This window comes from Bartonella sp. AA2SXKL, assembly GCF_042197205.1.
GTDB lineage: Bacteria > Pseudomonadota > Alphaproteobacteria > Rhizobiales > Rhizobiaceae > Bartonella.
Genome location: NZ_JBHIRN010000003.1, coordinates 59,395 through 84,385, shown reverse-complemented (window position 1 = coordinate 84,385; position 24,991 = coordinate 59,395). Strand labels below are relative to the sequence as shown.

At 36.9% G+C, this 24,991-nt stretch carries 21 protein-coding genes; 8 read left to right on the top strand and 13 right to left on the bottom strand.

Going from position 1 to position 24,991, the window contains the following annotated elements:
* Window positions 1-402: 402 nt before the first annotated feature.
* From ACFINS_RS03000 to ACFINS_RS02950, 11 genes are all read right to left on the bottom strand, one after another.
* Window positions 403-3,327 (bottom strand): bifunctional [glutamine synthetase] adenylyltransferase/[glutamine synthetase]-adenylyl-L-tyrosine phosphorylase, encoded by a 2,925-nt coding sequence (locus ACFINS_RS03000; RefSeq protein WP_375649373.1) that lies wholly within the window; start codon window positions 3,325-3,327, stop codon window positions 403-405.
* A 90-nt stretch (window positions 3,328-3,417) separates the two neighbouring features.
* Complete coding sequence (locus tag ACFINS_RS02995) at window positions 3,418-4,800, bottom strand: ATP-binding protein (protein WP_375620682.1); 1,383 nt, start codon at window positions 4,798-4,800, stop codon at window positions 3,418-3,420.
* Window positions 4,797-5,483 (bottom strand): response regulator transcription factor, encoded by a 687-nt coding sequence (locus ACFINS_RS02990; protein ID WP_273791552.1) that lies wholly within the window; start codon window positions 5,481-5,483, stop codon window positions 4,797-4,799. The genes ACFINS_RS02995 and ACFINS_RS02990 overlap by 4 nt, the downstream gene beginning before the upstream one ends.
* A gap of 72 nt (window positions 5,484-5,555) precedes the next feature.
* Complete coding sequence (locus tag ACFINS_RS02985) at window positions 5,556-7,067, bottom strand: Do family serine endopeptidase (protein ID WP_375611163.1); 1,512 nt, start codon at window positions 7,065-7,067, stop codon at window positions 5,556-5,558.
* 217 nt (window positions 7,068-7,284) lie between these two features.
* A complete protein-coding gene (locus tag ACFINS_RS02980; protein WP_375622274.1) occupies window positions 7,285-7,695 on the bottom strand; it encodes a cytochrome c-type biogenesis protein CcmH in 411 nt (136 codons plus the stop codon).
* Between the two features lies 1 nt (window position 7,696).
* Window positions 7,697-9,676, bottom strand: coding sequence for a heme lyase CcmF/NrfE family subunit (locus tag ACFINS_RS02975; protein ID WP_375611161.1), 1,980 nt, complete (start codon window positions 9,674-9,676; stop codon window positions 7,697-7,699).
* A gap of 7 nt (window positions 9,677-9,683) precedes the next feature.
* Entirely contained in the window at window positions 9,684-10,163 is a 480-nt protein-coding gene (gene ccmE / locus ACFINS_RS02970) for a cytochrome c maturation protein CcmE (protein ID WP_375611160.1), read from the bottom strand.
* A gap of 77 nt (window positions 10,164-10,240) precedes the next feature.
* Window positions 10,241-11,011 (bottom strand): tetratricopeptide repeat protein, encoded by a 771-nt coding sequence (locus tag ACFINS_RS02965; protein WP_375611159.1) that lies wholly within the window; start codon window positions 11,009-11,011, stop codon window positions 10,241-10,243.
* Between the two features lie 234 nt (window positions 11,012-11,245).
* Window positions 11,246-12,664 carry an ATP-binding protein gene (locus ACFINS_RS02960; protein WP_375611158.1) on the bottom strand — a complete coding sequence of 473 codons (1,419 nt, stop codon included), beginning with the start codon at window positions 12,662-12,664 and terminating at the stop codon, window positions 11,246-11,248.
* Window positions 12,664-13,329: a response regulator transcription factor gene (locus ACFINS_RS02955; RefSeq protein WP_375649356.1), complete on the bottom strand. Its 666-nt coding sequence runs from the start codon at window positions 13,327-13,329 to the stop codon at window positions 12,664-12,666. Before ACFINS_RS02955 ends, ACFINS_RS02960 begins: the two co-directional genes overlap by 1 nt.
* 21 nt (window positions 13,330-13,350) lie before the next feature.
* Window positions 13,351-13,587, bottom strand: coding sequence for a hypothetical protein (locus ACFINS_RS02950; protein WP_375622279.1), 237 nt, complete (start codon window positions 13,585-13,587; stop codon window positions 13,351-13,353).
* A 345-nt stretch (window positions 13,588-13,932) separates the two neighbouring features.
* On the opposite strand from ACFINS_RS02950, the gene ACFINS_RS02945 reads away from it, so the two are divergent.
* From ACFINS_RS02945 to ACFINS_RS02930, 4 genes are all read left to right on the top strand, one after another.
* Complete coding sequence (locus tag ACFINS_RS02945) at window positions 13,933-16,083, top strand: transglycosylase domain-containing protein (RefSeq protein WP_375700750.1); 2,151 nt, start codon at window positions 13,933-13,935, stop codon at window positions 16,081-16,083.
* 17 nt (window positions 16,084-16,100) lie between these two features.
* Window positions 16,101-16,697 (top strand): DUF1214 domain-containing protein, encoded by a 597-nt coding sequence (locus ACFINS_RS02940; RefSeq protein WP_375649343.1) that lies wholly within the window; start codon window positions 16,101-16,103, stop codon window positions 16,695-16,697.
* Window positions 16,690-17,229: a hypothetical protein gene (locus ACFINS_RS02935; RefSeq protein WP_375611154.1), complete on the top strand. Its 540-nt coding sequence runs from the start codon at window positions 16,690-16,692 to the stop codon at window positions 17,227-17,229. The genes ACFINS_RS02940 and ACFINS_RS02935 overlap by 8 nt, the downstream gene beginning before the upstream one ends.
* 535 nt (window positions 17,230-17,764) lie before the next feature.
* Window positions 17,765-18,550, top strand: a complete 786-nt coding sequence (locus ACFINS_RS02930; protein WP_375611153.1) for a DUF1499 domain-containing protein — start codon at window positions 17,765-17,767, stop codon at window positions 18,548-18,550.
* 1,919 nt (window positions 18,551-20,469) lie between these two features.
* Here ACFINS_RS02930 and ACFINS_RS02925 read toward each other — a convergent pair.
* Window positions 20,470-20,862, bottom strand: coding sequence for a hypothetical protein (locus ACFINS_RS02925; RefSeq protein ID WP_375649338.1), 393 nt, complete (start codon window positions 20,860-20,862; stop codon window positions 20,470-20,472).
* Window positions 20,825-21,067, bottom strand: coding sequence for a hypothetical protein (locus ACFINS_RS02920; RefSeq protein WP_375649333.1), 243 nt, complete (start codon window positions 21,065-21,067; stop codon window positions 20,825-20,827). The genes ACFINS_RS02925 and ACFINS_RS02920 overlap by 38 nt, the downstream gene beginning before the upstream one ends.
* Before the next feature lie 254 nt (window positions 21,068-21,321).
* Between ACFINS_RS02920 and ACFINS_RS02915 the strand changes: the two genes are divergently transcribed.
* Genes ACFINS_RS02915 through ACFINS_RS02900 form a run of 4 tightly spaced genes read left to right on the top strand, consistent with a single transcriptional unit; the run spans window position 21,322 to window position 24,769 of the window.
* The gene (locus ACFINS_RS02915; RefSeq protein WP_375611151.1) at window positions 21,322-21,501 is read left to right on the top strand and encodes a hypothetical protein; all 180 of its coding nucleotides are present in this window, start codon (window positions 21,322-21,324) and stop codon (window positions 21,499-21,501) included.
* On the top strand, window positions 21,446-22,990 hold the full coding sequence (locus ACFINS_RS02910) for a peptidase domain-containing ABC transporter (RefSeq protein WP_375611292.1): 1,545 nt from the start codon (window positions 21,446-21,448) through the stop codon (window positions 22,988-22,990). The genes ACFINS_RS02915 and ACFINS_RS02910 overlap by 56 nt, the downstream gene beginning before the upstream one ends.
* Window positions 22,980-24,305: an HlyD family type I secretion periplasmic adaptor subunit gene (locus tag ACFINS_RS02905; RefSeq protein WP_375649330.1), complete on the top strand. Its 1,326-nt coding sequence runs from the start codon at window positions 22,980-22,982 to the stop codon at window positions 24,303-24,305. The genes ACFINS_RS02910 and ACFINS_RS02905 overlap by 11 nt, the downstream gene beginning before the upstream one ends.
* Window positions 24,305-24,769, top strand: a complete 465-nt coding sequence (locus ACFINS_RS02900; protein WP_375645519.1) for a toxin-activating lysine-acyltransferase — start codon at window positions 24,305-24,307, stop codon at window positions 24,767-24,769. The genes ACFINS_RS02905 and ACFINS_RS02900 overlap by 1 nt, the downstream gene beginning before the upstream one ends.
* Window positions 24,770-24,991: the final 222 nt, after the last annotated feature.

The following is a 24,991-nucleotide window of genomic DNA, read 5'->3' as shown; positions in this document are numbered from 1 at the left end:
TCACAATTTTTTGAAAAAATCTATAGCAAAAATGACACAGTTAAAAAATTAAAATTAGTTTTAAATAAAGCTTAAATATTATTTATAATTTCCAGAAGCTATTAATCTATAGTAGCTTTTATAGCTTCATATTGATCATTATTACCTAGAATTATATAAATAATTATAATGTCAATTTTTTGAAAAAATGAGATACCGCTCATAAAAAATATGATTCACTAAATTAATCACTCACCGCTTTTTGTATAAAGAATGATACCTAGAATGGAGAATTTTTTCATCACACTTGAAAAAACAGTAGAGAACTTCACTCTAACCCTCTCAAGCGTCTATGAAATGAAAGACAAAAATTAATATATAAAAATGGAATTAATAATTTTTATTTATTCTTATAGAATTATTTTAATATTTCATGATTTTTGTAAAAACTGAACAGACCAATTGCCCAGTTTCTGCAATTAATTTTTCCACACGAAGCAAATCAGGTTCCCCAACACTATTCAACAAAAGGTCACTTAATCCAGGTGGCATGTCATTGGGATCAAGAGAATCATTTAAGCAAAGCCGTATAATTTGACTCAAATTTGTATAAAGACGATAGGCATAATGTAAATCAGCAATACATGACTGATTAAGAAAACTGTTTGGTAAGTGATCTAAAATATCCGCTGTCGTCGCTCCAATTTGAAACTCAATGACATGCGTAATAAGAGAAAATTGAGCAATAAACTCCAAATCCATAATGCCACCAGACATCGTTTTTAAATCCCATTGATTTTTTGGCGGCTTTTCTTTTGCAATCAAGGCACGCATTTCACATACTTCTTTTGCAACTTCCTTCTTATCACGAGAAATAGCAATAATTGCACACACTTCATTTTCTAGCTTTTGTAAAAAATCAGGGTCTCCTGCAATGCCTCGAGCCCTTGTTAAAGCAAGATATTCCCATATCCATGCTTCTTGGCGATAATACTTTTTAAAAAATGGAAAAGAAACAGCAATAGGTCCTTTATTGCCTAATGGCCGTAACCTTAAATCAACGACATAAAGAATACCTTGGCTTGTAAGAGTGGATAAAGCAGAAACGAGGCGTTGTGCTAAACGCGTATAATATTGAGAGATATAAAGAGGCTTTTCTCCATCAGATATTTCTGCATCATCATCGTGTTCATAAAGCAAAACGAGGTCAACATCGGAATCTGCTGTTAATTCGCGACTTCCAAGCTTCCCCATACCCAATATGCCAACACGCCCCCCTTTAATACGACCATGAAGACGAGAAAATTCCTCTTGAACAGTAGCAAATGTTTTTGTAATCATAAGATCAGCAAGCGCAGTAAAAGCAAAACCCGCTCTTTCTCCTGTAATTGTACCGTTTAAAATTCGAATACCAATCAAAAAACGTTGTTCATCTGCAAAAATCCTTAAATGGTCAAGAATTTCCTCATAAGAAAGAACATTTTCAAGAAAATATTCAAGCCGTTTTTCTAAGTACGTTTTGGTCGGTAATTCTGAAAGAATATTCGGATCTAACATTCCATCAAAAACATGGGACCTGCGTGCAATAATTTCTGCAAGACGTGGAGCAGCCCCCATAATAAGGACAAGCATATCCAAAAGAGAAGGATTAGACTGCAAAAGACTAAAAAGCTGAATTCCTGAAGGTAAGCCCTGTAAAAAACCATCAAAACGTAACATCGCCTCATCAGCTCGTTTTGTCCCACCAAAAGCTTTCAAAAGAGCTGGTGTTAATTCCGTTAATCTCTCGCGTGCTTCGGCTGATTGCGTTGCTTTATAACGACCAAAATGGAGCGTGCGCATAATACGACAAATATCACTTGCTCTTTCGAAGCCTAAACGGCTTAACGTTATTAATGTCTCCGGATCATCTTCTTCACCGGTAAAAACTAAATTACCAATTTCTAAACCAAGTTCTTGCTCATTCTCAAACAGTGCAGCATAATGTTTTTCAACAATCTGAAGTGTTTTTAATAAATCACGGATAAAACTGCTCCTGTCTTGATAACCCATTAAATAGGCAACACTCGTGAATTGAGCAGTATCATTTGGAAGAAGATGTGTTTGTTCATCGAAAAGCATTTGAATACGATGTTCCACATTTCGAAGAAAAGCATAACTTTTTATAAGGCTATTTCTCGTTTTCTCACTGATCCAACCAAGCGTGTGAAGTTCTGCTAACATTGCAACTGTCTGACGTCCACGTAATTGAGGAAAACGTCCACCAGCAATGAGCTGCTGTGTCTGAACAAAAAACTCAATCTCACGAATACCACCACGACCTAACTTTATATTATGCCCATAAGCTGCAATTTGACCGTAATTTTTATGCGCATGAATTTGACGTTTGATCGAATGAATATCAGCAATAGCAGCATAATCTAAATATTTCCGCCACACATAGGGAAAAAGCTCTTTGAGAAAGTTAAAACCTGCCCTCTTATCACCAGCAACTGGACGTGCTTTAATCATGGCTGCTCGTTCCCAATTTTGCCCACGCCCTTCGTAATAACGCAATGCAGTCCTTACTGGTAAGGCCAAAGGGGTTGAACCTGGATCTGGACGAAGACGAAAATCAAGACGAAAAACATATCCTTCCGCAGTGCGTTCTTGAATGATACGGATTAATCGGCGTACCATTTTAGAAAATACGTCAACACTTTCAGAAAGATTACCAATATGAGGTGATGTTTCATCAATGAAAACAATAAGATCAATATCAGAAGAATAATTAAGTTCCCCTGCTCCTAACTTTCCCATCCCTAAAATAATTAAACCACAGTCTTTTTCTGGATTCTCACGGCTTAATAAATTGATCTTACCATGATCATGCGCTTCTCTTAATAGAAAACGTAGTGCTACACTTAATGCTGCTTCGCCCAAACGTGTCAACCAAGCACATGAAACTTCGTAAGTAAAAACACCACCCAAATCAGCTAAAGCAATAAGAACATGCGCTTCTCGTTTTTTGCGCCTTAAAGCAGCCATCAATGAAGTTTCATTTATAGCTTCATCTTTATCAATAGCTGTAATATCATCTATAATTTCGCTCAGCCTTGTTTCTATATCAACATTTAATAAAGCACTAAGATATGATGGGTTGGCAATTAAAACCTCACGCAAAAAAGGAGATAAGGTCATAACCGAACTGATAAAATCAATCTGCGTTCCACTCTCTGAAATGATGGAAACAAGCGATTCTAAACCTTCTTTCCTTGCTTGTTCTTCCATGTCTTTTAACCATTGGGAACCACTTTTATCGAGAGGACATAAAGGGAGAAGCTGTGTTTTTAAAAAAGCTTGTTTCATCTCTGCTCCCTTGAAAAGCATTTTGCTTTCCTTTCTATTGCTTTATACTTTTAAAATAGTTGTTACGTATGAAAGTGAAGAAAAATATCTTTAAGGAAATAACAAAACAGCCCTAAGCCCTGGATTTGCATTTTCAAGTAACAATTCACCCCCGTGAAGCTTCATAACCGCTTTTGCTATACTTAAACCAATCCCAAACCCAGGTTGTGTGCGGCTTTCTTCAAGACGAACAAATCGCTCTGTCACTTTTTCACGTTTATCCTCTGCTATTCCTGGTCCATTATCGCTCACAACAACTAATAAATGTTCATCACGATATTCCATTGATAAGCAAACCTTCGCTTGCCTTCCACCTTTAGGCGCATATTTAATTGCATTATCTATAAGATTAAAAATTGATTGCGCAACAAGCTCACGATTCAATTTTAGCTCTTTATCAAATATATCTCCCAACTGAAGTAAAACACCTGACTCTTCAGCAAAAGGTTCGTAAAGCTCAACAGCATCCTCAAGGATTAGTTTCATATTAATCATTTCAAGATGTTCAATTGCACTGCTGGCCTCAATACGTGAAATCATTAAAATCGCATTGAACGTACAAATAAGTTGATCTGATTCTGCAATAACCCTATCAAGGACCTGACGATATTCAAGCTTTGTCTTATTTCCTGAAAGCGCTTCTTCAGCGCGATTTCTAAGACGCGTTAACGGCGTTTTCAGATCATGAGCAATATTATCTGATACTTGACGTAAACCAATATTTAATTCTTCAATGCGGTCTAACATAACATTAAGATTGGTTGACAATCGATCAAACTCATCCCCTACTCCAGAAACAGGTAAACGCCCACTGAAATCACCATCCATCAAGCGCTGTGATGCAGCCGTTACATGATCAATCCTTTGTAAAGCTCTCCTGCCAACAAAAAACCATATGAGTAAAGCGCCTCCAACCATTGCAGCAAGTGCAATGATCACAGCTTTGCGAATAACAACAGCAAAACGTTCTGGCTCATCCAAATCACGTCCTATAAGAATCTTCATAGCATTAGGTAAATCAACAATAACCGCCAAAGCGCGATGTTCACTTGTTTTGCCATGTTCTCCAAAACGGGAATACAAAAAAGAGGTAGAAATAAAACCACTCTGATTCAAAAGACCTAATTCAATACGTGCTACATTTCCTGCTAAAATACGCCCCATAGAATCTGTAACAAGATAAAGAAATGCTCCTGGTTGTCTTGAACGATAATCAATAGTGCGCATTAATAAGGATAATCCCCCATAATTATAAGCATTTTCAATATACTTTAATTCTTCATGTAAAGCCTGTTCAGTTTGCTCTGTTAACAATGAAGCAGAAAATGCCGTCATATAAATAGAAAGTCCTGTTGCCACCAATCCAAACAATAAAATGTAAAGTGCTGAAAGCCTTAGCGCCGTCGTGCGCATTATATTAATCAAACGATTCATGCTTTGTTATCTGGTACTTTCAGCATATATCCAGCTCCACGCACTGTATGGAGAAGGGGAACATCAAAATCTTTTTCAATTTTGGCTCTCAAACGAGAGATATGGACATCAATGACATTCGTTTGTGGATCAAAATGGTAATTCCAAACGTTTTCCAAAAGCATAGTGCGTGTAACAACCTGCCCCGCATAACGCATCAAATATTCAAGTAAACGAAACTCTCGTGGTTGCAATAGAATGTTTCTATCACCTCGTTTTACCGTATGTGCTAACCGATCAAGCTCAAGATTACCTACACAGTAAACAGTTTCTGCTTCTTTAGGATTTTTCCGCCGTTGTAAAACTTCAACACGCGCAAGAAGTTCAGAAAAAGCATAAGGCTTTGTCAAATAATCATCTCCCCCTGCACGCAGCCCCGTTACACGATCATTAACTTGCCCTAAAGCAGACAGAATAAGAACCGGTGTTTCATTGCCTTTAGCGCGCAATTCAGCAATAATAGAAAGACCATCACGATGCAAAAGCATTCGGTCAACAACCATAACGTCATAATTTTCCGTGGTTGCTAAAGCGTATCCCGTATCTCCATCATAAGCAACATCAACAGAATGCCCTACTTCCAAAAATGCTTTTTCGAGATAATGCCCCGTCTCATGATCATCTTCAATAACGAGTATCTTCATAAAACGTATCTCCATTATTTTATTATGTTGTAGGACAAATGTTTAATAAACATTTGTCCTACAACTAAAGCCTTATTTTTTGAAAATTGGAAGAGCAACAAAACGATTTTGATCATTTGTTCGCACTTGTAAGAGTATAGCCTTTCGTCCTAACTGCTGAGCATTTTTGATTGTGTTAATAATATCAGAGACTCGTTTAACTGGTTTATTATTTACTGTCACAATGATATCACCAGGGCGTATCCCTTTATCTGCAGCATCTGAATCGGTATCGACATCCGTTACGACAACCCCTACACCATCATCAGAAGGCATAACAATCAAACCATAATCTTCCAATGTTTCATCTAAATCACTCTGTCCATTTGAATATTTTGAAGTCTCTTTCTTACTTTCATCTTCAGACATTGAAGCGAGTTTAACCTTTATACTCTCCTCCTTACCTGATCTCCAAATCCCTATGGTTACCATTTCTCCTGGTTTAATATTTGCAATACGTTTCGCCAGCTCACGCGCATCAGCAACTTTTTCATTATTCACTGAAATAATTACATCACCCGCTTTAATACCAGCCTTTTCTGCCGGTCCTTTTAACGGATCAGTAACCAAAGCACCTTTGGCTTCTTTCAATCCTATTGAATCGGAAATCTCCTTTGTTACCGGCTGAATCTGAACACCTAACCAACCACGTTGAACTGAACCTTTTTCAATAAGTTGTTGTACAACCTGTTTTACAGTCGCTGCTGGAATAGCAAAAGCAATCCCAACATTTCCTCCAGAAGGAGAAAAAATTGCTGTATTAACCCCAACAACCTTTCCATTAAGATCAAACGTTGGACCACCAGAGTTCCCTCTATTAACAGCAGCATCAATCTGAATAAAATCATCGTACACACCAGTGCCAATATCACGTCCACGTGCAGAAACAATACCTGCTGTCACAGTTCCACCAAGACCAAATGGATTCCCAATGGCAACAACCCAATCCCCAACACGAAGCTTTGAATCATCACCAAAATCAACATAAGAAAATTTTCTTTTATCATTCACTTTTAATACGGCAAGGTCGGTTTTTGGGTCTTTCCCAATGAGCTTTGCGTTCAATTCTGTACCATCATCAAGAACAACAGTATAACTTGTTCCGTCAGAAATCACATGATCATTGGTCACAATGTAACCATCAGATGAAATAAAAAAACCCGATCCAAAAGCAACAGGACGGAGTCTCTGCGATTGGTGCGGAAATTTATTTTTAGGTTTATCAAAATCATAAAACTCTTTAAAAAATCTTTTTAAAGGATGCTGATCTGGTAATTGATCAAGTCCTGGACCACTAAAAAAGTTGCTAAAGAACCTATCTTCTTTCTTTTTATTGCTCTTTACTTGTACTGCCACAACGGCTGGTTTCACTTGAGCAACAATATCGGCAAATCCCTGTTGTTGCATTAACGAAGTAAATACAGAACTTGCATGAGCCTTTGTCATCCACAAGCTTGATGTACATCCACTAAAAAACAGTGCACTTTCCAATATCGCAGAAAAACTCACTGCGACAAATGTTTTAAAGAAAGCCTTTTTAACCATTTATTCTATGCTCCTATTCAATCATACCTTTATTTCAATTCCGATCACTTATAAAATACCAGACCTTACCATTTTCTGTCTAAATTATTAAAGTTTTGTAAGGTTTCAGTATTCCCTAATATAATTACAATAAGATTGTCTGCTCATTGCAGATGATCTGATTTTTTCTTTTATGTAACATTTTTTTTAATGCAATGACATTTTTGACTGTTCTTTTTCATTCACATAACGCATGATTATTCCGTTTGAAGTGGAAAAATATGATACTTATGCCAATGATAATAATGATCAAAGGCGAGAACCATAAAAACCAAGTTATCTTATTCAATGGTGGTTTCAAGAGAATAAATTCACCATATCGCTCAACAAGAAAGTCAGTGACTTGCTGATTACTATAGCCCATTTTTAGCCTTTCCCGAATTAAAAGCCGTAAATCACGTGCTAAAGCAGCATCTGAATCATCAATTGATTGATTTTGACAAACCGGACAACGTAAATGCGATGAAATATGGCGTGCTCGCGCTTCAAGAATCTTATCCTTTAAAATCTCATCCGGCTCTACTGCTATTGCTAATCGAAAAGGAAACGTTGCAATTAAAAAAAATACAATCCAAAGAATTTTTTTCATCTCAATGTCTTTTCCAAAAATTTAAAGCAAGCACTACCCTATTGTACATGCCAATGCGAAACCAATACCCCAGAAGAGAAAGACATCCCCCCATAGCCATCATGAATGCCCCTAACCAAATACATATTACATAAGGCTTCCACCATACGTGCACAACGAGACCCCGATTATCGATATGTCCCGGTATAATATATAGCTGCGATAAGCCACGATTTTTAAGACCAACTTCTGTTGTTGATGTATTTTGGCTTGAATAAAATCGCTTTGAGGCTGTTACATGACCCACAATGTTTTTATTTTCATATATTTTAAAATAAAATTCCATTGTCGAATAATTCGAACCAACACCATCATGCACTGCATCAAAATGAAGCGTTTTATCCGCTATCGTCACCCTATCCCCTACGTTCATGATTAAAATACGTTCTTGCCCAAAACTTGCCACGCAAACAATACCAAATAATGTAACGCCTAATCCCATATGTGCTATTGCTGCACCAAAAGTAGACCATGGCAATCCAAGAAATCTCTTAACGCGTACTGAAAAAGCTCTCTTGCCATATCCACTCTTTCCCCATAGATCCGCTAAACTGCCTAAAAAAACAAACGCTGAAAGCCCAATCCCTAAAACTGCAAAAATATCACGCACAGATGTCGCATAGAATATTATAAAACAGACGATACCAACCAATACAAAAACAAACCACAAGCGTTCAAAAACTGCAAGAAAATCACCGCGTTTCCATGCCATCATTGTCCCAAATGGAACAAACAACAACAGCAAAACCATTAGCGGTCCACAGGTAAGATTAAAAAAAGCAGCCCCTACAGAAATTTTTTGCCCTGTTAATATCTCAATAAAATAAGGATAAAGCGTACCAATCAATACTGTTGCTGTTATTGTTGTCAGTAACAAGTTATTTAAAACAATAAACCCTTCACGTGAAATTGGTTGAAAAAATCTTTCTGTTTTTAAAATAGGGGTACGCAAAGCAAAAAGAAGAAAAGCAGCTCCCGTAAAAAAAAATAAAAGAGCAAGAATTGCTTGCCCGCGTGCTGGATCAACAGCAAAACTATGAACAGAAACTAAAAGCCCAGAACGCACAAGAAAAGTTCCCATCAGAGAAAGGGAAAAAGTAAGCAGCGCTAAAAACAGAGTCCAACTTTTCAATATTTCTCGTTTTTCGAGAACAAGAGCAGAATGTAAAAGAGCCGTTCCTGAAAGCCACGGCATAAACGAAACATTTTCAACAGGATCCCAAAACCAATACCCCCCCCATCCTAGCTCATAATAAGCCCAATAAGAGCCAACCATAATACCCAATGTCAAAAAACACCAAGCAAGTAAAAGCCACGGACGAATCCCACGCGCCCAAATTCTATCAACATGTCCCATAATCAATGCCGCAACGGCAAAAGAAAAACAAAGTGAAAAACCGACATAACCTAAATAAAGTAGCGGTGGATGAATTGCTAATGCGATATCTTGTAAAAGAGGATTGAGACCATTTCCCTGCAATGCTGGTGGATTTACGCGTAAAAATGGATTGGATACAAAAAGAATAAATAAAAGAAAAGCAGTTGTAATCCAACTTTGGCAAATTAAAACAAGCGTCTTAAAATCTTCTGGCAAATGTTGGCTAAAAAAAGCCATCAATGCGCTAAAAAAAGCAAGACTTAAAACCCATAACAACATAGAGCCTTCGTGGTTGCCCCAAACACCTGTAATTTTATAGAGCATCGGTTTTTCTGAATGAGAATTCTCAACAACGTTCAAAACAGAAAAATCAGATACGACATAAGCATAAATTATCACTAAAAAAGATAAAAGCAGTAATGTAAAAGTAATATATGTTAGAGGAACAACTGTTTGCATTAACAAACGCTCTCTCCACCAAAAACCTAAAGCAGGTAAAAATGCCCCTAATAAGCTTACTGAAAATGCTGCAGCTAAAAAAATATGACCCAGTTCGACAAGCACAATCGAATTATTTCTCCATAATGTAATGTTTTTTCAAACGATCAGCTGTTTCTTTAGGCATATAAGTTTCATCATGTTTTGCTAAAATACGCATCCCTATAAAAAAGCCCTGTTTATCGAAATGCCCTTCTACGATCACCCCCTGACCTTCACGAAAAAGATCCGGTAAGGCACCATTGAAAACTACTTTTTCATGTTTTTTGTTATCCGTTACAAAAAAAACAACGCCTCTCTCTCCAACATATTGAACAGTTCCCTTTTCAACAAAGCCACCCAAACGCAAAGGGCGCTCCGTTAAAATATCTTCTCTTGTAATTTCAGAGGGCATTCTAAAAAAACTGACCGCATGACGCATTGCATACACTATGAGACTTGCTGCAATTGTCATAACCAAACAACATAATAATATGATCAGTAAGCGCTTTTTTTTTCGCTGCTCTAAAATAACCTTCCATGAGGCAGAATTCTTTAAAGATTGACTGTTCATAGACACTCTGCGAAAAAATTTTAAATACGTTATAATTAAGTATCAATATTTTATTTTTTAAGAGCTTTGCACATCTTCTACATAGGTGCAAGATTTCTTTTCTTTGTATGCTCACTCGATAAATCACGTAACTGAATCATCATTTTTTTAACACGTGATTGTCCTGAAAAATTTTCAGGCATTGTATCAAGAAAGCTTTGTAAAAATTGTACTGCCTGCGCAGTTTTTCCTGCTTGATGCAATGCATCGGCCAACAATAAACGTGGATAAAAATCTGTTGGCGCTAAATCTGCTGCTTTTTGAAAAGCATTTTGCGCTTCTTGCGTTATCACTCCCCCTTCATAACCAACCAATGCTAAACCGTATCCTACAAGCCTTGGAGCTGTTTCTCCATTCAAACGAAGTGCATCTAAATAAGTATTCACTGCTTCTTGAAAAAGGCTTTCTTCGAGATACCCTACCGCTAACGCATCTGCTAGCTTGCCATCATGAGGTGCACGGAAAAAAAGCACTTGTAAACGAATAAGCTTTTCTTGCTTACTAAGAGTTTGAGGATCCTTATCCATTAATTCGCTAAAAAAATAACTTTTCACTTCTGGATTGCCTGTCAGCCCATAAATATTCCATGTCATAAGGAGAACAAATAAGATACTTAAAGCCTTAAGAATATTTCTTTTTTTATAATGCATATAAAGCTTGTTAAACTCAATCATACGCTTATGGCTTCTGTAACCATCCACGGTTTGAACTTTCCATTCTTTTTTTATCTCATCGTCAAAACGGAGTGAAAGAAAAAGAACACTTGCCAGAAAAATCAGAAAAAATGCTGCAAAAATTAATAAGAGCATATCGTTTTTTTCCAATACGAACAGAGAATAACTCGCTTACATTTTATCCTCTTCATGAGAAAAGTGATGTGAATTAATAAAAATTCATTTTTTTATGGAGAATATTATAAAATCTATTATATACATCAATTAAACAAAGAAACTAAAAACAATGTTTCCCTACTCTTTGATGTATTATCTGAAAATACTGCTTTACAAACTTTATAGACATTTCTTGCTTAAGGAGAAAATATGTTATTCTCCCATCTTAGGTAATAAAACTTTTGCATACAACCCACCCAAATCAGAACGTGATAAAAAGAGATTGCCACCATATTCACTGACCATATCTGAAACAATTGCTAACCCTAAGCCTGACCCTAGTTTACTTTCATTAAACCGCCGCCCTCTTTTTAATGCTTCATCAATTTTGTCTTCTGTTAAACCAGGACCATCATCTTCTACAAAGATACTAAAATATTCTGTTTCTTCAGCATTTTCTTCTAAACAACAAGAGATCAAAACCTTTGCGCGAGACCACTGAGTAGCATTTTCAATCAAATTCCCTATAATTTCTTCTAAATCTTCCTTCTCTCCAGAAAAAACAATATCATCAACATCCATAATAAATTGAATTTGTTTTTCAGGATTAAGCTTTTTCATAACCCGTACCAAGCGTTCAAGCACACTGCGAACAGACGTATGATAGACAACACTATCGCATTGTGCTGCAATCCGCGCACGCTGAAGATAATGATTGATTTGAGCTTGCATTATTTGCGTTTGCTCTCTCAACAAACTAGCCTTTTCTCCGCGCATCTTATCTGTCTCATTCATAATCACGGATAGAGGCGTCTTCAATGAATGCGCGAGATTACCAACCTGTGTGCGAAATCGCTCGATAATACGCTGATTATTATTAATGAGAGCATTCATCTCTTGTACAAGCGGCATCACTTCGCTTACTAAATCCGTATTCACATAATGAACTCTTCCTTCGCGAATATCATTCAATGCACGTCGAATAAGCTTCAACGGTTGAAAACTAAAGAAAATAATAGCAATATTAATAAGAACACTCCCGATACCGAAACTCCAAAGAAAAATTTGCAAAGTTCGCTTAAATTCCTTTACCTGGGCATGAGCTTCATCGATATTCCCAACAAGCCGAAAACGTGCAATATGATTTTTATTATCAAGAACAACATCACTCTCAATCACTTGTAGCTTTTGACCATTGTTCCCCGTTATCCGATAAGAGCGAAAGAATTTATTGTCAAAAGGTATATCAACATCACTTGGTGTAAATATCTCGCCTGTTCCCAATGAGGGAGATGTCAATCTTCCTTTTAAATTATGGGATATCGCAACAACTTCCCAATACCATCCTGTTGTTGGATCAGAATAACGAATATCATCAATCCCAGCCCCTCCTATCAAAGTACCTTCCGATGACACCGTCACTGTTGCAATAAGACTGTAGAGTTGAGCAGAAAGGATACGCTCTAGGCTTTGTTCAGTCGAACGCTTATAAAATAAAATACTTACTGCAGAAATCGATAAAAGAGAAATAACAACCCATAATGTTGATAAGATCATAACACGTAAACTGAGAGATCGAGTAATTACAAAAAAGAACCTCCTATACCAATTATTCTCTTCAAAAACATTCATTAATCACCTCGCGTTCTCACGCGATATCCCATTCCTCGAATAGTTTCAATCAAATTCACTCCAAGCTTTTTCCGTAACCGACCTACAAAGACTTCCACCGTATTCGAATCCTTATCAAAATCCTGATCATAAAGATGTTCAGTAAGCTCTGTTCTTGAAATGACCCTGTCACAATGATGCATGAGATACGAAAGCAGTCTGAATTCATAAGATGTTAGTTTAATCAATTGACCATCCACAAAAACACGAGACGTCTTTGTATCCAACAAAACATTTCCGCAACATAATGCACTTGTCGCATGTCCCGTAGTGCGACGAATTAATGCTCGCAAGCGCGCCATCACCTCCTCCAAATGAAATGGCTTCACAACATAATCGTCAGCTCCAGCATCAATACCGCGCACCTTATCAGACCAACGGTCTCGCGCCGTTAGCATTAAAACAGGCATGGAGAGCCCTTCTTGACGCCACTTTTCAACAACACTAATACCATCAATCTGCGGTAAACCTATATCAAGTATCACCGCGTCGTAAGACTCTGTGCTCCCTAAAAAATAAGCCTCTTCACCATCGAAAGCACTATCGGAAACATATCCTGCACGTCTTACAGCTTCTGCTAATTGATGGTGAAGATTCCGATCATCTTCAACGATTAAGATACGCATCACAACACCATCTGCTAAAGACTAATCAGCAGGAACAAAAAACTCAACACGACGTAACTTTTCACCATTACGGGCTGGTACAACAACTACAATTGCACACATGTCCTTTCCATCCTGAACAACCGGTTTTGAACGGACGAGAACCCCGCTCTCTTGCGCGGCAGCCTTCTTACCTACTTCAGCACACCCAGAAGCTAGAACAGAATCTGCTTCTAAAAAAGCTGCTATTATTACGAATAAGAATTTTTTCTTCATCATAAATATTTCAATAACCCATCTCTTCTCTTCCTTGATAAAGGATAAAAGAAATAATGGTTTTTTTGGTCGATTAAAAAATCACAAATGGAAATAATTTATCCTCTATCTTACAGAATAACATATTAACATTACTCCAAATTTTTAAAAAATCAAAAAAATATTTTTAATAATGAGAATAAAATTTATTCAATAAAATAATAAAATATTAATATACTATCTTACAAAAAATGAATAATTCTAAAACAAATTCTTTCTCTGTTAGAACTATAGAAAAAAAATACTTCTACTCCATATAATTATTGTAGATTTGTTTGGTTGTATTGCTTTGCCATAGGCTCTCTTTAAATGTTTGATTTTTTTAAAAAAAAGAAAGGGCAACACCGTAAGCCATTCCATAGTCCTGCTCTCATTGAATTAGACGCACGATTAGACACAGCGCTTTATCACATTCATTCTGCTAACAGTTTTTTCTGGAAAAAGGCAAAAATCGTCTCACAAAATTTTCATCTTCAAGGATGGAAACGTTTTATCGTTGAAGTTCTCGATGAAATACTGACATTAGGGTTGATGGGATTTACTCTTTTCACTATTTTGGGTATTTCTGTTTTTGAACTGACCAAAACAGATTGGTCTTCTCCTAAAAACTTTTCCATTCTTTTTCTAGATCGCTATGGAAATTCCATTGGGCACCGTGGTGCACTGCCGGCAATCTCTGTCCCCGTTGAAGAAATGCCTGACACTGTCATTAAAGCGGTTCTCGCTACAGAAGACCGTCGTTTTTTTGATCATTGGGGCATTGATTTTCAAGGACTTACACGGGCAATTTCACAAAATATGCAAGCTAAAGGTGTGGTGCAAGGTGGTTCAACTCTCACACAACAATTGGCTAAAAATTTATTTTTAACAAACGAAAGAACCATAACACGTAAAATCAAAGAAGCTTATCTTGCTCTTTGGCTAGAAGCAAATTTTAGCAAAAAGCAGATTTTACAACTTTACCTTGACCGAGCCTATATGGGAGGAAACAATTTTGGTATTGCCGCAGCGGCAAAATTTTATTTTGGAAAAAACATACGTCATGTCTCTTTAAGTGAATCTGCTATGTTAGCAGGACTCTTTAAAGCTCCAACAAAATATGCTCCTCATAGTCATCTCTTTGCAGCTCAAACACGTGCCAATATCGTCCTTTCTAATCTTGTTAATAGTGGCTTTATGACGAAGAGCCAAATTATCAATGCGCATCGCCACCCTGCTAAAGCACTTCCCCAAAGAGAAAATAATCAGCCAGATTATTTTCTTGATTGGGCATTCGAGGAAGTCAAAAAAATGCGTAATCAACTTCCAAGCCATAGTTTAATTATTCAAACGACCCTTGATCCGAATATTCAAAAAGCAGCAGAAGAATCAATTGCATATCATTTACATCAGTATGGTCAACAATATCGCGTAACCCAAGCTGCCACCGTTATACTCGATAATAACGGTGCCGTATGCGCAATTGTTGGAGGACAAGATTATAAAAAGAGTCAATTTAACAGAGCAACACAAGGCGGACGGCAAACTGGTTCTTCATTCAAACCTTATGTTTACGCAACCGCACTAGAACACGGACTGTCTCCCTCGACAATCGTTTTAGATGCTCCTATCAATTGGGGAGGTTGGACACCAAAAAATAATTCTGGCCGTTATTTGGGGAAAATTGATTTAGCAACAGCTTTAGCTTTTTCTATTAATACAGTCCCTGTGTATCTCACCTATCAATATCTTCACCGCGATACCCAACCTATCATAGATCTCATCAAGAATATGGGGATTAACGCGCATATTTTATCACACAAAACGATGGTTCTGGGCACTTCCAACATGACCCCCATGGATCAAGCAACTGGCTTTAATGTCTTTGCGAATGGCGGGATAGCTGGTAATCGTCATGGGTTTACGCAAATCAAAACAATTGATGGTCGTGTCGTGTGGGATTTCGAACATAACGGAAAAAAACTACACCGAGTTCTGAGTGAACAATCAACAGCTTATATGAACCAAATGATGGTGGGTGTCACGACACGAGGATCTGGTAAGCGTGCTGCTCTACCCATGACTCTCGTCGCTGGGAAAACTGGAACATCACAATCTTATCGTGATGCTTGGTTTGTTGGCTTTACAGGCAATTATACAGGAGCGGTATGGATGGGAAATGATAACTTTTCACCGATGAATCGTGCTTTTGGGGGTGGCGTTCCTGCCATGATATGGCATCGCATCATGCTTGCTGCACATCAAAATATCATGCTCAAACAGCTCTATGGTGTTAAAGATTCTCTCCTTCCTTATCAGCCTCCAGTACTTTCTTCCCATGCAGATTCTGAAGTTCCTCCTCCAATACCCTCTACGCTTTCTCCTGAAACATTAAATATCGTGCGATTGATTAACAAAGATCTGAAAAAAACATCTGCAATTTCTTTGAAAATGAAAACAACTGGAGATTCAACATTTTGAATTCAAGATATTCACTGATGTTTTTTAATATCACCATTTTCTTCTTTATCTTCGCTTTTTCCATTTTATGTGGAACACTGAGTGTCGATTATGTGCTCAATTCCTTTCCTCATTTTGGACTCTTTAGAATTGGAAAATGGAGTGCTTATCCCCAAATGGGAACCGCCAATATGGATCCTTATACCCGCGCCCGCACCGCTAAACAAGGCATTGTTTCACTCGGACGAACTGAAGGTATTCAATTCCAGATTTGGCAAGATAATCAAGGGCGTCCACTCCACCCCCACTGTCATTATTTACTCAAAGGCACCATCCCTGAAACCCGTCTTTTTACCCTTTATACAGCTGACAAATCCCTAAAACCCTATACTTCATCCAAAGAAATACCTTTTGAACTCCACACGAACGCTATTATTTATGAGCATAATGGCTCATTGCGCATTAATATTTCACCCACACCGCAAACCGGCAATTGGCTTGCAACAGTTAGTCAAAAAGAATTCGGGCTTATTCTTACCTTATACGATACCTCAATCATCTCTGCAACGGCATTACAAAAGCTTACAATGCCATCAATAGAACAAATCCCATCAGGACAAATAAATTGTGACTAGATTTATTTATATCGCACTTCTTGCAATCATTGGCGCTATTATTGTTCATATTTGCGTTCTCTTTCTGATCCCCTATTGGGCACAAGATAATATATGGACAACACTTAAAAAATCCGGAGCCCCTTATCAATTTGTCGATTTTACGCTCGATAACCCTATTCAGCAATCTGCTGATCCACTCTTTCTTCTTAAAGTCTGTAGATTTAACCTTGAAAATGGACCTGTTCATTTAAAAGCTTTGAAAACACGACAATTTTGGTCACTAGCAGCCTACACACACGACGGAATTATTTTCTATAGCCTTAATGACCGAACAGCCCCTGATAATACACTCGATCTTATCATTGGAAAACCAATACAAATCATAGAACTCAAAAAATCAAAACCTAAAAAAAATACCAATTCAGTTTTGGTTGCTAAAAATTTGAATGAAGGGTTTGTTATTTTACGTACTTTTGTCCCTTCTTCCCTTGCGAAAAAAGAAAGTGAAGCTTTCCTTTCATCTGCGACCTGCCGTATATTTTATGAATAAAAACGGACTAAGCTCTCATTTGTACAATACCTTACTTTCTATACAAAATACATGAAGCCTATCAAAATGGTTATCTTTTTTCTCTATTAATCAAATATTCGAATTCAAATTTATCTGATTATAAATCCCTCAATTTTTTATTGAGATATAATGAAATCTCTATTGCACATCATCATATCCTATTTGATACGCATTATCTGACAGAAAAAACTCCCCGCAATCAGAAGAGAAAAATCAAGAGTAAAGCTCTAAAAAAATATGCTGCTAACAATTGTAAAACTTGTTATTTGAGTTTATTTCTTTTTATTTACAAACATTCCCATAAAACTCGCATCAATGACATGATAAACTATAGAAGAAATACTGTTTACCTTCAATAAAGTGCGAAAATAATCGCTGGAAACTTATAAGACATTACGCGTCCTTGACCTCAAAAATAAGTGCTTTATTTTTCTCTTATAAGCAGAAGCTTTTTGTACGATAGGCACTCTGAAAAAACTTGGCTTATAGTTTACAATTGAGGGGAAAAAACTTCATGAAGAAGAGATATGTTCGGTTCGTTTCAAGAGCAGCAGTATGGTCCCCTCGATTTGGCGGATTGTCGTTCTTTATTTTATTATTTTCAGTCATTTTACAACGTTTTTCGGTCATTAACGTAACCGATTTCATAATTTTGATAGGTATCTCTACTGGCTGTGTAATTATTTCTCTTTTTCTGGCTATTAAAGCACTTCATAGTTTGTGGGTCTATGGTGCTCTAGGCGGAATGAAAGCTTTAAAAGGGATCATTTATTCGTTGATAACGGCTACACCACTGATGCTCTTTTTGGGACTTTGGTTTACCTTACCGGCTCTTTACGACGTTTCTACCGATACACAAAAACCGCCGGCTTTTTTTCGCACAATACGTCCTAGCGATGCTTTACCGCTCAAAAGTGTTTTGACTGAACAAGAAACATTACAGATGTCACAATGGCCAGAAATATCGGGGCGCCGTTATGATGGCTCACCTGATCGTATTCGCGAATCTGTTCTCAATGTTTTAGCAGCCTATGATTGGCCTGTTGTGGCTCAACGAGAGTTTAAAGGTGAAGAAAATGCGCTTTATATTGAAACGAGAGCTAAAACTTTTTACCTTGGTTTTATTTCGGATATCGTGATACGCTTAACTGATGAAGGGGATACAACTTTTGTTGATATGCGTTCTGCTTCTCGTTATTTGCCAAGAGATTTGGGGACAAATGCTGCTTTTATTATCGATTTTATGGATGCCCTTGATACAGAAATCGCCTCACTTCCTCTCTCACAAGACGATGAATAACAATCTAAGAGAAATAAGGCATTTTATTTCATAAAAGTTGCCTATTTTTCAATAAATCATGATACATAAGCAAACAATCACTTTTCAAAAACTATAAATTGATAATCCTTATACAAAAGATAATAATCTCAAAACAACCCATGCTTGAAATAATGAAAAAGATTAAAAAAATAGGAAATAAAAAACAGAAATATTGATAATAATATTAAAGTCTCTGTCTAACTGTAATCAGTAAATATTTTTTAAAGTTTAATATTATATAAAAATAATAACTTATTTTTTATAAATAACTCTACAAATAACACCTTATAATTATATTTTTAAAATAATATAACAACTTGATTTTATATTATTTTAAAATTCCCATATATTCAATTAATAAATTTGCAGCATAATATAATATAAAAAACCTAATTGTTGTTAATATTGTCCTTTTTATACTCCATTTCTTACCTTTAAATCTATTGTAAAAAAACATGCAAAGTCCAAATCCAATTGCTGTCATTAAGGAGCTAGTAAAAGTATGCATAACAAAAAATCCAGACTGAAATTTCATCTACTTTATGAATGATTTAAGAGAGAGAGCAATAGAGTATAATTCAAATAATAAACTTAACTTAATTAAATATAATTTTATATATAAACAATCTTTATAAAATTCCCATATATTTAACTAATAAAATTCCAAAATAATATAATATAAAAAACATAATTGTTGATAATATTTTCCTTTTTATACTCCAGTTCTTACCTTTAGATCTATTGTAAAAAAAATTGAAAATCCATATATAAACGTTACCAATAAGGCGCCAGTAAAATTATTCATAACAAAAAAATCCAAAATAAAATATCTATTGTCTTAAACAAAAATATCCCTGAAATCAGTTTAGCCATAGCTTTAAAGTATGTTTACGATATCACTGATCTCAGAAATATCTTTATCGTTATTTTCTAAATAAATTAGAAACAGTGTTCTTCCACTTTACGGATGGCATTGATTGTACTTATCTATCAAACCGATAGCAGCTCCTAATAATCCGCCTCCTACTACTCTAGGTAGACCAGCTACTGCACCCAGCCCCTCCTCCTAATAAAGGGGGCTCCCACGAGACCGCCTGTGCCTACTGTTTGAGCATAAGAGCCTGCGCTACAACCATCTTATTCTGGAAAAAGCCAACTTTTGGGATGTGAGTTACTACTTTAATCATCTGATGATGCATGCTATTTAGCAAAAAAATCAAATATAATTTGTAAAATGTATAAATTATGATAAATAATAAAATGCTGATAATAACGTAATTCTATATTATTTTAAAATTCCCGTATATTCAATTAATAAATTTGCAGCATAATATAGTATAAAAAACCTAATTGTTGATAATATTTCCATTTTTATACTCCATTTCTTACCTTTAAATCTATTGTAAGAAAACATTAAAAATCCATATATAAACGTTGCCAATAAGGAGCCAGTAAAAGTATGCATAACAAAAAATCCAGACTGAAATTTCATCTACTTTATGAATGATTTAAGAGAGAGCAATAAATTATAATTCAAATAATTATAATTTTATATATAAGCAATCTTTATAAAATTCCCATATATTTAACTAATAAATTTCCAGCATAATATAATATAAAAAACATAATTGTTGATAATATTGTCCTTTTTATACTCCAGTTCTTACCTTTAAATCTATTGTAAAAAAACATGCAAAATCCAAATCCAATTGCTGTTACTAAGGAGCCAGTAAAAGTATTCATAACAAAAAATCCAAAATAAAATATCTATTATCACACACAAAAATATCCCTGAAATCAGTTTAGCCGTAGCTTTAAAGTATGTTTACAATATCACTGATCTCAGAAATATCTTACTAGCTATTTTCTAAATAAATTAGAAACAGTGTCCCTCCACTTTACGGATGACATTGATTGTACTTATCTATAAAACCACTAATAGCTCCTCCTAATCCGCCTGCTACTGCTGTTTCCGGACCACCTAATAAACCAATTAATGCTCCTGCGCCTCCCTTTATGGCCGCTGTTTCGACATAATCGCTTACTTCACAACTTGGATTCGGATGGCATTCATTGTACTTATCTATAAAACCGTCAGCCGCTCCTCCTAATCCGCCTATTGCTGCTCCTTCCGGACCAAATAATGCACCAGATGCTAGTCCTATGCCTCCGTGTATGGCAGCTGCTTCAACATAATCGCTTGTTTCACAACTTGGTGCCGTATAGCATGCATTGTATTTATCTACCACAGCGTCACCAGCTCCTGCTAGTCCACCTCCTATTGGCTCCATTGACAAAGCCAGAACCGACACCTCCCGGTCCAGAAAAAAAACCTCCAACTGCACCAGCAATACCTCCTATTACGTCTCCTATGATGCCGCCTGCACCTGCTGCTTGGGCATGAGCGCCTGCGCTACAATCATCTTCTTCTGGAAAAAGCCAACTTTTTGGATGTGAGTTACTACTTGAATCATTTGATGAGCTTGAACTACCCATTTAAATCCTCCTTTTATTATTAAAAATAACTGTATCACAACGATACAGTTGAAAATTCATTATTGTTCATTTTAGAAAATTTCAAATATAATTTGTATAAATAACAATAAAAATACTGTATAAACAATAAATACATTATGTTTATATTATATTCACACAAAATGTATATTTTGTATAAATATAATACTATTTACAATACTGTTTAAATATGCGACATCAATCGCTCTTTCTCTTAAATAAAATCATAAATTCAAATGAGTCATTCACAAGAAAAACCTGTATCATTCTCTTGGTTTACAAGAACAACAAAGAAATATATCTATTATGTCATCGAACTCAGTTGCGTTGCTGTTGTTTTGCGTTTGCTGGGCTTGGTGAATCCTTTTATTTTTCAAGCGATTATCGACCGTATTCTCTCCTTTTCAGCGTATTGAAAGTCTCTATGCTATCGTTGTCTTGATGGTTGCTATCATGCTGTTTAGCACAGCTCTTAGCACTCTATCAGGCTACTTAGGTGCTTATTTAGCCAATCGGCTTACGCTAGAATTTGGACGGCGCATTTACACCCATCTTTTAAGTCTCTCCTTGCCCACTTTACGCCGTTGGCAAGTAGGAGAACTATTCACGCGAATCGGAGAGGTTGATACAATTCGCGGGTTTCTAACAGGAACCATTACAACAACTGTCCTGAATGTTCTTTTTGCCATCATTTATCTCGCAGCACTTTTTTCTATCAGCCCGCAACTTACTTTTATCGTTCTTATTGTTTTACCATTACAAATGGGTTCTTTAGCATTGGTTGGTCCCTTTTTACGTCGCCAACTACGCCGTGCTTTCACCCTGCAAGCAGCCCATCAATCACGCCTCATTGAAAGTTTTACTAATCTTGAAGCCATCAAAGCGCATGTAAAGGAGCCAATCCATACCATACGCATGCAAGAAACTTTAGCTCGTAGTCTTGATCAAAGCCTCACAACCAGCAAATTACATCTCCTGAATGGAGCTATGGGGCACATTTTTGGTGATCTTTTCACTATTTTTATTATCTTTTTTGGTGCTCAGGCAGTTCTTCAAAATCAAATCACATTAGGGCAACTTATTGCTTTTCATCTCCTCGCCGGTAATGTTTCCGGTCCTATCTTAAGTCTTGCGTCTCTATGGGAAGAATGGCAACATTTAAAAATCTCTCGCCTGCGTTTGGGCGATATTCTTAACTCCCCATCAGAATGGGAAGAGGAAAAGCCTCCCTTTCAGCTTATCACAACGCCTTATCTTGAAGCTAAAGATACCTGTTTTTCTTATGGAGAAAAGCCAATTATCAACCATCTTGATATCTGTTTACAACCTGGAAAACCCATTATGCTGCTCGGTCCTTCAGGGTGTGGAAAATCAACTTTAGCAAAGCTCCTTTGCGGACTCTATCCCCCGACAAGCGGGCAGATATTGATTAATGACCAACCTTTACAGAATTTTGATGTCCGTAGCGTGCGTGAAACAATCGCGTACTTTCCTCAAAATCCTTGCCTTTTTTCCGGAACCATTCTTGAGAATATGCTTCTTGCTAAACCAGATGCCACTAAAGATGAAATTGACGCTGCACTATATGTTAGTGCTTGCCATGATTTGATTGCTCAGTTGCCTCTAGGACTCCATACTCAAGTAGGAGAGCAAGGTGGTTTTTTATCGGGTGGTCAGCGCCAACGCTTGGCTTTGGCTTGTTTCTTTCTGATAAACCCAAGCCTGCTTATTTTAGATGAACCTACTTCCGCATTGGATGACACTGTCAGTGCACAAATTGTTGAGCATTTATATAAACTTTCACAAGATCGTATTGTTCTTGTTATTACCCACAAAAGTGACCTCTTTCCTCAGCATGCAAACGTCTTAAACTTTACTGATTTGGAGGCAAAAAATGGCAGATAAAGCTCCCTATTTGCGCCCTTTGTCACCAACGCTTCATATGGTTGTTGCTGTTTTGGTCACCTTATTTCTCTTTATTGTGATCGGCAGCTTTATCGCAAAAACAGAGATTGTTGCACGGGGGCAAGGAAGTGTTATTCCCACCGCTTACGTTCAGCTGGTCCAAGCGCAAAATACAGGACGCATTGAGAAAATCCTTGTAAAAAAAGGGCAATTTGTTCATCAAGGGGATCTCCTTATTCAATTAGATCCCCGTGAAGCCCTCAATGAGTGCGCACGTGTTCAAGCAGATATCGCGCAACAAACCCTTCAAGCACAAATCGCAACAGCTATTTTAACAGCTTTGCATGAAAGTGATCCTTTGGATAAAGATTTTGTGACCAAAGGACTTGCCTATCTGCCAGTTCCTCCTTCTGGCAACACGACTGCAAGAATAGAAGGGGAAAAACTCATTAGCGCTGCCCTTCAATCTCTCCAAGATAAATTAAGAGCGCTAAAAGCACAAGCGGACCGCGTCGAGCGCAGCGGTGCAACACAACATGCGCAATTAGATAGGTTGGAAGATGATCGTCAATTAAGCCAAGGAAAATTAAAAGCTGCAAAAAGCCTGATGGAAACAAAAGTCATTAGCCAAGCCGTTTATTTAGAGCGTTTACATGATTTTAAAAATGTCGAGCATGAAATTTTAACCAATCAAAGACGTTTGGAAGAAAATGCCGCCGAAATAAACACCCTCCGCCAACAACGGAAAAGTCTCATTTCCGATGAAATCGCCCGCTATCGGCAACTTTCGCGTGAAACAGAACTGAATCTTCAAGGATTAAAAGCAAAGCTTGATAGCACTCAATACCATCTTGACCACTTATCACTCTATGCGCCTGTTGATGGACGTATCGATGATTTAAGTATCCATACTTTGGGCGGCTTTGTAGAGGCTGGTAAAACTCTCATGCGCATTGTCCCTGGTGCGGGTGGTCTCATTATTGAAGCATTTTTTGATAATCGAGATATTGGTTTTTTAGAAAAGGGCCAACGTGCTTACATCAAGTTTTCTGCCTTTCCTCCTGAACGTTTCGGTGTTATCCACGGTACAGTCGTTAATGTAGGCGCTACAGCGCGCTATAATAAAGAAATTAATGGTGTCTATGCTGTTTTAATCAAAATTGACCAAGATCACATCACTTTGAATAACAAACATCTTAAATTTATCCCTGGCATGACTGTGGCAACGGATGTCATTACCTCAAAACGGCGTCTCATTTCCTATTTCTTTGAACCTATTACCAAAGTTTTAGAACAATCTCTAAAGGAAAGATAATGTCTGTAAATGAAAATTCATCACCATCATTCATAGACCCTCTTACGGCTTTGGGTGCCATGGTTGTTTTAATGCTCACATCTCCCTTATACCGCCGCTGGCGAATCTGGGATATCGAACGAAATTTAGGACCAGCTTTACAGACTGGGCAATACAAGCTCTATAAAAATGAACGTGGAGAATTTTGTGCCTTTATCACTTGGGCTTTTTTAGATGAGAAAAATCATCAATCTATGCTTGATAAGGGAGAATTTTTACCTGATGCCAATTGGCAGAATGGAAAATACGTATGGTTTATTGATTGTGTAGCACCCTATGGCCATACTGCTCATATTGTACGCGATATGCAACGAAATATATTTCCTGATCAGCGTTATTGTTATGCTGTACGACGTAATGAAGATGGTGGAATACGAAAAATTGCACGCTGGTGTTGCTATAGAGCGCAAAATCCAGCCAAATAGTTTTTCTAAAGCAAGTGCGCATAAATCATTTACCCCTCGTCTTATAGAAAAGAATCTTTTAAAAGAGCTCTTTAAGCGATAGCTATAGCAAGAGAACCTTACCATATTTAGAGCTAACCCGCTACAAATAGGTGGTTTTCAGCTTACCAGACTTTCTATGAATAGCAATAGATAGTTAAGGGGATTGATCCACTCTCAAGCCGAACTTTTATTAACATTTTA

Coding starts and splice junctions, on each gene's coding strand:
- ACFINS_RS03000 (WP_375649373.1), bottom strand. CDS start 3,327: ATGAAACAAGCTTTTTTAAAAACACAGCTTCTCCCTTTATGTCCTCTC.
- ACFINS_RS02995 (WP_375620682.1), bottom strand. CDS start 4,800: ATGAATCGTTTGATTAATATAATGCGCACGACGGCGCTAAGGCTTTCA.
- ACFINS_RS02990 (WP_273791552.1), bottom strand. CDS start 5,483: ATGAAGATACTCGTTATTGAAGATGATCATGAGACGGGGCATTATCTC.
- ACFINS_RS02985 (WP_375611163.1), bottom strand. CDS start 7,067: ATGGTTAAAAAGGCTTTCTTTAAAACATTTGTCGCAGTGAGTTTTTCT.
- ACFINS_RS02980 (WP_375622274.1), bottom strand. CDS start 7,695: ATGAAAAAAATTCTTTGGATTGTATTTTTTTTAATTGCAACGTTTCCT.
- ccmE (WP_375611160.1), bottom strand. CDS start 10,163: ATGAACAGTCAATCTTTAAAGAATTCTGCCTCATGGAAGGTTATTTTA.
- ACFINS_RS02965 (WP_375611159.1), bottom strand. CDS start 11,011: ATGCTCTTATTAATTTTTGCAGCATTTTTTCTGATTTTTCTGGCAAGT.
- ACFINS_RS02960 (WP_375611158.1), bottom strand. CDS start 12,664: ATGAATGTTTTTGAAGAGAATAATTGGTATAGGAGGTTCTTTTTTGTA.
- ACFINS_RS02955 (WP_375649356.1), bottom strand. CDS start 13,329: ATGCGTATCTTAATCGTTGAAGATGATCGGAATCTTCACCATCAATTA.
- ACFINS_RS02950 (WP_375622279.1), bottom strand. CDS start 13,587: ATGATGAAGAAAAAATTCTTATTCGTAATAATAGCAGCTTTTTTAGAA.
- ACFINS_RS02945 (WP_375700750.1), top strand. CDS start 13,933: ATGTTTGATTTTTTTAAAAAAAAGAAAGGGCAACACCGTAAGCCATTC.
- ACFINS_RS02940 (WP_375649343.1), top strand. CDS start 16,101: ATGTTTTTTAATATCACCATTTTCTTCTTTATCTTCGCTTTTTCCATT.
- ACFINS_RS02930 (WP_375611153.1), top strand. CDS start 17,765: ATGAAGAAGAGATATGTTCGGTTCGTTTCAAGAGCAGCAGTATGGTCC.
- ACFINS_RS02925 (WP_375649338.1), bottom strand. CDS start 20,862: ATGGAGCCAATAGGAGGTGGACTAGCAGGAGCTGGTGACGCTGTGGTA.
- ACFINS_RS02920 (WP_375649333.1), bottom strand. CDS start 21,067: ATGGGTAGTTCAAGCTCATCAAATGATTCAAGTAGTAACTCACATCCA.
- ACFINS_RS02915 (WP_375611151.1), top strand. CDS start 21,322: ATGAGTCATTCACAAGAAAAACCTGTATCATTCTCTTGGTTTACAAGA.
- ACFINS_RS02905 (WP_375649330.1), top strand. CDS start 22,980: ATGGCAGATAAAGCTCCCTATTTGCGCCCTTTGTCACCAACGCTTCAT.
- ACFINS_RS02900 (WP_375645519.1), top strand. CDS start 24,305: ATGTCTGTAAATGAAAATTCATCACCATCATTCATAGACCCTCTTACG.